Origin of the sequence: Candidatus Methanocrinis alkalitolerans (assembly GCF_029167205.1) — an archaeon.
Lineage (GTDB): Archaea > Halobacteriota > Methanosarcinia > Methanotrichales > Methanotrichaceae > Methanocrinis > Methanocrinis alkalitolerans.
This window is the reverse complement of sequence record NZ_JARFPL010000031.1, coordinates 20639-27301: the sequence shown is the minus strand read 5'-3', so window position 1 is coordinate 27301 and position 6663 is coordinate 20639. Positions and strand designations below refer to the sequence as shown.

General features: G+C 54.7%; 8 protein-coding genes and 1 tRNA gene. 6 read left to right on the top strand and 3 right to left on the bottom strand.

The features are described from left to right. The first annotated feature begins 506 nt into the window (after positions 1-506). Positions 507-1085, top strand: a complete 579-nt coding sequence (rbr, locus tag P0O24_RS09560; RefSeq protein ID WP_316969527.1) for a rubrerythrin — start codon at positions 507-509, stop codon at positions 1083-1085. Positions 1086-1535: 450 nt separating this feature from the next. On the opposite strand, the gene P0O24_RS09555 is transcribed toward rbr, so the two are convergent. From P0O24_RS09555 to P0O24_RS09545, 3 genes are all read right to left on the bottom strand, one after another. Further along, complete coding sequence (locus tag P0O24_RS09555; protein ID WP_316969526.1) at positions 1536-1691, bottom strand: hypothetical protein; 156 nt, start codon at positions 1689-1691, stop codon at positions 1536-1538. Between the two features lie 65 nt (positions 1692-1756). Then, entirely contained in the window at positions 1757-2893 is a 1137-nt protein-coding gene (thiI, locus tag P0O24_RS09550) for a tRNA uracil 4-sulfurtransferase ThiI (protein WP_316969525.1), read from the bottom strand. Positions 2894-2901: 8 nt separating this feature from the next. Beyond that, on the bottom strand, positions 2902-3078 hold the full coding sequence (locus P0O24_RS09545) for a DUF5350 domain-containing protein (protein ID WP_316969524.1): 177 nt from the start codon (positions 3076-3078) through the stop codon (positions 2902-2904). 191 nt (positions 3079-3269) lie between these two features. On the opposite strand from P0O24_RS09545, the gene P0O24_RS09540 reads away from it, so the two are divergent. From P0O24_RS09540 to P0O24_RS09520, 5 genes are all read left to right on the top strand, one after another. Then, positions 3270-4352 (top strand): lysylphosphatidylglycerol synthase transmembrane domain-containing protein, encoded by a 1083-nt coding sequence (locus tag P0O24_RS09540; RefSeq protein WP_316969523.1) that lies wholly within the window; start codon positions 3270-3272, stop codon positions 4350-4352. A 41-nt stretch (positions 4353-4393) separates the two neighbouring features. Continuing rightward, positions 4394-4471 (top strand) — tRNA-Pro (locus P0O24_RS09535). Between the two features lie 24 nt (positions 4472-4495). Then, the gene (locus tag P0O24_RS09530) at positions 4496-4789 is read left to right on the top strand and encodes a hypothetical protein (protein ID WP_316969522.1); all 294 of its coding nucleotides are present in this window, start codon (positions 4496-4498) and stop codon (positions 4787-4789) included. Positions 4790-5091: 302 nt separating this feature from the next. After that, the gene (locus P0O24_RS09525; protein WP_316969521.1) at positions 5092-5793 is read left to right on the top strand and encodes a hypothetical protein; all 702 of its coding nucleotides are present in this window, start codon (positions 5092-5094) and stop codon (positions 5791-5793) included. A 1-nt stretch (position 5794) separates the two neighbouring features. Continuing rightward, positions 5795-6643, top strand: a complete 849-nt coding sequence (locus P0O24_RS09520) for a DUF3307 domain-containing protein (RefSeq protein ID WP_316969520.1) — start codon at positions 5795-5797, stop codon at positions 6641-6643. Positions 6644-6663: the final 20 nt, after the last annotated feature.

Below are 6663 nucleotides of genomic sequence, written 5' to 3'. Positions count from 1 at the left end.
CACCAAAAAATAAGCTTTTATATATCATAAATTTTTCGGTTAAATCTAGATATTGACTACGAATATATCGTCATCCATTTTTCACGCTTATTTCGGGTATTCTGAAAAGGAGGCTGAATAGTTACATTGTAACATCAATTTGATGCTTAACTCCTGTATCTCCAATTAGCCTACGATTATGTAGAACTACTCCAGATTTTTCAATGTGCCTAAAAACCATTGCGGCCAATCTCTCATACCGTGTACCTGCTTTTGTGGTCTCTATGGGATTGTATTTATCGTGCAATTCGTCATACTGGGAACGCTTTTGCAATAGTGGTACACTCCTTAAAGCTTAATTGCTATATTTGTATTTTGGTTATAATAACTTTTCCTATAGTAGGGATCTGTCATCGAATTCCTTCGAATTCCTTCGAGTTCGTTGGGGAGGTTATAAACTTAATGTCCGCTCTTCCGATCCATTTATCAATCCCCAGGGACATATACACCCTTCGGAGCGTATGAATATGAAGAGCTTGAAAGGAACCCAGACCGAAAAGAACATCCTCACCGCCTTTGCGGGAGAATCCCAGGCCCGAAACAGGTACAACTTCTTCGCCTCCCAGGCCAAAAAAGAGGGGTACGAGCAGATCTCCGCCATCTTCGCCGAGACCGCCGACAACGAGAAGGAGCACGCAAAAAGGCTCTTCAAGTTCCTGGTGGAGGGCGGCGAGGTCGAGGTCCGGGCGTCCTTCCCCGCCGGGGTCATAGGAAAGACCGTCGACAACCTCAGGGACGCCGCCGCCGGCGAGAAGCACGAGTACTCCCAGATGTATCCGGAGTTTGCGGCAAAAGCCGACGAGGAGGGCTTCCCCGAGGTCGCCGAGACGATGAGGAATATCGCCGCCGCCGAGATCGGCCACGAGACGAGGTTTTTAGCCCTGGCGAAGAACATAGACGACGGGACGGTCTTCAAGAGGCCGGGGACGGTCCGATGGAGGTGCAGGAACTGCGGCTACATCCACGAGGGCGCTGAGGCGCCGGAGGAGTGCCCCGCCTGCGAACACGAGAGGGCCTACTTCGAGCTCTTCTGCGAGAACTACTGACGGTCTTTGATCTGGGCGTCGGGGGCGACCGGGGCCGGGCGAGCGAAGCCTCGATGGGTATCCGCCCCGCCTCCTCCATCGCCTTTTCTACTCCATCCGGCATTCCGCAGTAAGGCTATGCAAAATTAAGAATTTATTGCTTGCCAAAATATGCATAAATTCAAACGTTTAACTTAAATTTTGTTTAAAATAATTTTACTAGAATTTGTCAACACGATATTAACAATTCAGTATATTATAAAAATTTAATAATTATATTCTTAGTCTTTATGAAGCTGGCCTTATTTGATCTCTATACAGAGTCGATTGATATCTATTCTCAAAAAATCGATAGCAGGAAAATTAATGAGCGTTCAAACCGTTAATGCGAAATGCCGGCTCCATCACCTTTCTATAGCTTTCTATAGTCATCTCCACAGCCCTCTTTCCATCGTCCCCCTCTATGGGCTTCTACTTCACCCTCTCGATCTCTCTTGATCTGCACGAGGGGCAGCGGATGGCGACGCCCCCGGCCTTGAATCTGTCATCGCAGGATAGACACCTGTAGCTCTTTTCGTAACCTGACCCCTCGGCGGGGTCTATCGAGCATCCGCAGATGGAGCACATGGCGCATAACCACCTCGATAAATTCTCTTTGAAGGGCCGCAAACCTCATGACCCCCGGATGGGCCTCAAAACCTCGTCTTCACCCTTTCTTTGAAGAGCTGGCTTGCGATCTCTGAGAGGCCCAGCTCCTCGTCCATCGCCCGGATCTCCCCGGCCCGCGCCCGGGTCATCGGCTTTCTTGGGGCGGCGGTGCAGCTGGCGGCGTCCGCCGTCGCCCGGTAGGTCCCGATCTTCCTTGCGAGGTCGGTGATCTCCGCCTTGTCCATGGCGATGAGGGGATGGTAGACGGGAAGGTCGATCCCCGACTGCTCCGCCATGATGTTCGCCGGGGTCTGGGACGCGACCTGCCCCAGGGAGTAGCCGGTGACGACGCCGTAGGCCTCCTCCTCCGCCATCACCATCCCGGCCATCCTGTACATCAGCCGCCGGCAGAGGAGGCATGTCGCCCTCGGCTCCGCGGCGGCGATCTTCGCGAGGCCCTCGCCGATGGGGACCCGGATGAAGTTGATCTTGCGCCCCGAGGTCCAGCGGCGGAGGGCTTCGGCCGACCTCTCCGCCTGGGGGAGGGCGTCGACGAAAGGCCGGGCGTCGAAGTAGAGGAGGGAGACGGGGCAGCCCCGCCGCATCATCATCCAGGCGGCGACGGGAGAGTCGATCCCCCCGGAGATGAGGGCGAGCATCCGAGGCTGGGTGCCGAGGGGAAGGCCTCCAACGCCCCGGAATACGTCGGTGAAGACGAGGACCTTATCCTCCCTCGCCTCGATTAAGATCTCCAGCTCCGGCTCCGAGAGATCGACTTTCGCCCCAGTCCTCTCCTGGACGGCAGCTCCAACAAAGACGGCGATCTGGGTGCTGGATATGGACCCTCCGCCCCGGCGGGCCCGGATGGCGAAGGATTCGGGGCGGCGATCGGCGGCGAGGTCCGAGGCTGTTTTTCCGATCAGGTCGAGGTCGGGCTCGACGGTGACGACGGGGCTCGCCGATACTACCCCAAAAACGTCGGCGATAATGGACGGAGCCCTGGGGTCGGAGGTCTCGACGAAGATCCTCCCCCGCTCCAGGGATAAAGAGTGATCTATCCCCGCCTCCTTAAGGTTGAAGCCGATGTTGGAGGCGAGGGTCCTCTCCCAGCTCTTCCTGGTCCAGGGGTCCTTGAGGGCAATCTCGCCGTACCTGACCAGGACCGAGTCGGAAGAGGTCATGCCGTCCTTTACCTGGCAGCTATCGCTTTGGCAGACCTGGCGATCTTCCTTCTCCGTGCGCCGGCAGAGGTGTACTTCTGGAGGGGGCCGGGCCTCTTGTGAGTCGCCTCGGACCTGGGCACCTGTCTAATCTGTCCATTTCTTCCTTTGATTTTGATCCATTCTATGCTTCCTGTCTTTCCCATAAGCCGTAACTATCCGGACCGGTCTTAAATAGGTTTCGAGGAGCGGGGCGATTTTGGACCGTCTCTTCTCCAGAAGAGGAGAAATTGGAGGATCAAGGAAGAAGAAGTGGAGCGGAGAAGTATGTTGAGTTGAGTCAAACCGACGGTTTGCAAGGTAACTCTTTTAACGGGGGGGCGCCATCAGCCAGAGCGTGAACCGCGAGACCGCCCTCCCCAAAATCCAGGTGAGCAAGTCATCGGCCCTGGTCCTCTTAGGCCTGGGGATCTACCTAGCCTATCTCCACAGGCTCGGCCTGGGTGAGGTTGCCGAAAGCCTCCAGGGGATGAGCCTACCGTTCTTCTTTGCGGCCTTGGCCCTCTCCCTCATGATGGTGGGCTTCAACGCCCTCTCGTGGAAGAGGATCGCCGAAGAGCTCGATATTTCCGCCTCCTTGGGCGACCATTTCTTGATATACCTATCGAGCATCTTCGCAAACAACCTCATACCCTCGGGGAGCTTCTCCGGAGAGACGGCCCGGATATACTTCATGGGGAAGGTCGCCGGAGGGTCTCGATACGACGCGAGCTTCGCCTCCGTCGCCGCCAGCAGGATCATCACCGCCGTCCCCTTCGTCCTGGGAATGATCCTGGGCCTCGGATACCTCGCCCTCGGGTCCTCGGCCCCCCCCTGGGCGCTCACCGCGTGCTTTGCCATGATGGTCTTCTCCGTCTCGGCGGGGATCTTCTTCGTCGGGATCTGCTTTGAGGAGCGGTGGCTTCAGAGGATGGTGAGCTTTGCCATCGGCCCCCTGGAGAGGATATTTCGCCGGGAGGTGGACCGGGAGGTCTGCTCCGGCGCTGTATCCGGATTTATGAGGTCCATGCAGATGCTCCTTCAGCGGGAGAGGAGGGGCGGTCTCCTCGCAAGCCTGGGCTGGGCGGTGGCGGGCTGGATCTGCCTTGTGATGGTCGCCTTCGCCGCCTTCCGGTCCCTCGACGTGGAGGTCTCCATATTCGCAATATTAGCCGTCTACTCAGTGATCATAGTCTTTCAGACCTTCCCCTTCGGCCTCCCCGGCGGGATCGGCCTGGTGGAGATCCTGATGACCGCCCTCTTCTTCGCCGTGGGGGTATCGATATACGATGCCGCCGCCGTCACCATCCTCATCCGCCTCGTCCAGCTCTGGTTCCTCGCCCTTCTGGGGGGCGTCTCCACCCTCCACCTTTTGAGGAGGATCGAGAGGGATAGGAGCTGCCGGGAGCCTTCGGAGAGCTCCTCCGGCGCCGGGATCTGAAATAGAGTTAAATACCATCAGGGCGTCAATCCCCATCGGGCGGGACAGTAGGGTAGCCTGGTCCATCCTCGAGCGTTTGGGACGCTTGGACTGCGGTTCAAATCCGCGCTGTCCCACCAAAAGTTCTCAAAAGAACGGTTTTGATGGCCATCATCGAGAAGTGTCTTGAAGAGGCCGGAGAATCTTCTCTTCCACCCAAAACTTCTTCTGCGAATCGAAGCCCGGACCCTCGACCGGAGGGGTCTCCGGCGAGGTCGAAGCCTTTCGCCTTCCTGGCGCTGATGATGCTGCCGCTGCCATCAATCGCGCTGGTTCAGGGGGGGGCGGGAAAGGCGCTGAGGACGGAGGATGGATGGATGGAGGGGGATGGTCCGGCGGCATTTGAGCACATATACTCAAATCTCTCAAGTTTGAATAGATATACTCAAATCTTCTAAATTTGAATAAATATACCCAAATCTCCTGAGTTTGAGTTGATATAATCAAATATCTTAAGAATGACTGGATTATACTCAAATCATCGCTATTTGAGACGATTCATCCCAAACATCCCACGGGCCGCAGCTTCAGCGCCAGATAGCACCAGAAGATCTCGAAAAACTCCAGGAGAAACAGCAGATCAGGGGACAGCTTGCGGATCAACTCAATCGCCCCGGCGAAAAGATATAATACCCAACTGAACAGAGACGAATAAAAATCTGAGAATGGCAATAATATGGGTAAAAAATTATATGCGGTATTGACCGGGGATCTGATCGGGTCGCGGCAGCTTAAGAGCAGCGGGATCTCATACATCGAACATCTCAATAAATCTCTGGAATATGTGGGAGGAAGATACCTGCATCCCCCTTTCATCTACAGGGGAGACAGCTTTCAAGGGATCACCAGCGAGCCCGAATCTGCTCTCAAAGATGCGATCCTCCTGCGGCTGATGTTGATCTCCGGCATTAACGCGGAAGAGAAATCTCCCCGGATCGACGCACGAGTCTCGATCGGGGTGGGCGAGATCGATCATCTCCGACATAAAAGATACGATCTTGACAAACTTGGCGACGTTGGCGAGATGGACGGAGAGGCGTTTGAGTATTCAGGCCTGCAGCTGGACCGCATAAAAAATGAGCGGCAAAATCTGGCGGTCAAAACGCCCTGGGATGAGGCGAACCAGGAGCTGAATATATATTGCAAGATGATCGATCGGTTGATAGATAGGTGGACGAAGAAGAAGTGTGAAGCTGTAATGCACAGGCTTGAAGGCCATACTCTTAATGAAATCGGCGAGATGCTGAATATCGACGGATCAGCTGTTCATTACCGACTGGCCCAGACCGATTACGAGATCGTCGAATTGATCATCCAGCGATACTCGGATATCATAAAAAACAAGGTTGAGATGTGCGGGTTGAATGAATCGGATGAAGATCCCGGGGTTCGGGTAGCGTAACATGACGGCGATCCCGGACCTCTCAGGACTTTCGAGCCTCTCAAGCCTCTCGGGTCTGTTATTCCTGATTCTATTGGTCTTCTCACATATGCTGGCAGATTTCGTATTGCAGCCGGACGGATGGGTCGACGGCAAAAAAGAGGCCGGATGGAGGTCGAGGTACCTCTATCTCCACGTATTCATCGTCGCCCTTCTCGCAGGATCGATCGCCTGGGCGTTCCTCGGCCTATTTCCTGCCGCTCTCGTCTTCACCGCCTTTTTCGCATCGCATCTGGTGATCGATATAGTGAAGTCGAGATACGAAGATACGGTGAGGTCCTTTGTCGGCGACCAGGCGGCCCACATGATAATTATAATATCGGTATGGGCTGCATTATTCCATCCGGATTTCTCCTCTCTTCAGAGCCGCCTCTCGGAGCCGACGTTGATCTCAATCTCCGTGGTCCTGCTGAGCTATACGGTGATCTTCCAGCCGGCGGGGATCTTCGTATCGAAGATGACCAGAGGCTGGCGAGATAAGATCCAGGAAGACGATAAAAATAAGGTCCGCGCGAGCGGGAGCCTAGAGAGCGCGGGCAGATATATCGGCTATCTTGAACGTTTCTTAATTCTGACTTTCATAATATTTCAGCAATATACCGCCATCGGGCTCCTAATCGCTGCAAAATCGATCTTCAGGTATAATACGAATCGAATAACCGGCGAGTACATCCTATTTGGAACGCTCCTCAGCTTCAGCATAGCCATCTTCGTCGGGTTTTTTGCCAACCTCTTCCTCTCCCTCTTTCTGCCCGACGAGGTCTGGGATATTTTAAATACATTTATATATAACCCTGCGGCGCTGCCATGATCGGCCCCGGCACCCCCTCC

Bases quoted from the DNA above. Each gene is read 5' to 3' on its own strand.
- rbr (WP_316969527.1), top strand. From the start codon at position 507: ATGAAGAGCTTGAAAGGAACCCAGACCGAAAAGAACATCCTCACCGCC.
- P0O24_RS09555 (WP_316969526.1), bottom strand. From the start codon at position 1,691: ATGTGCTCCATCTGCGGATGCTCGATAGACCCCGCCGAGGGGTCAGGT.
- thiI (WP_316969525.1), bottom strand. From the start codon at position 2,893: ATGACCTCTTCCGACTCGGTCCTGGTCAGGTACGGCGAGATTGCCCTC.
- P0O24_RS09545 (WP_316969524.1), bottom strand. From the start codon at position 3,078: ATGGGAAAGACAGGAAGCATAGAATGGATCAAAATCAAAGGAAGAAAT.
- P0O24_RS09530 (WP_316969522.1), top strand. From the start codon at position 4,496: ATGGCCATCATCGAGAAGTGTCTTGAAGAGGCCGGAGAATCTTCTCTT.
- P0O24_RS09520 (WP_316969520.1), top strand. From the start codon at position 5,795: ATGACGGCGATCCCGGACCTCTCAGGACTTTCGAGCCTCTCAAGCCTC.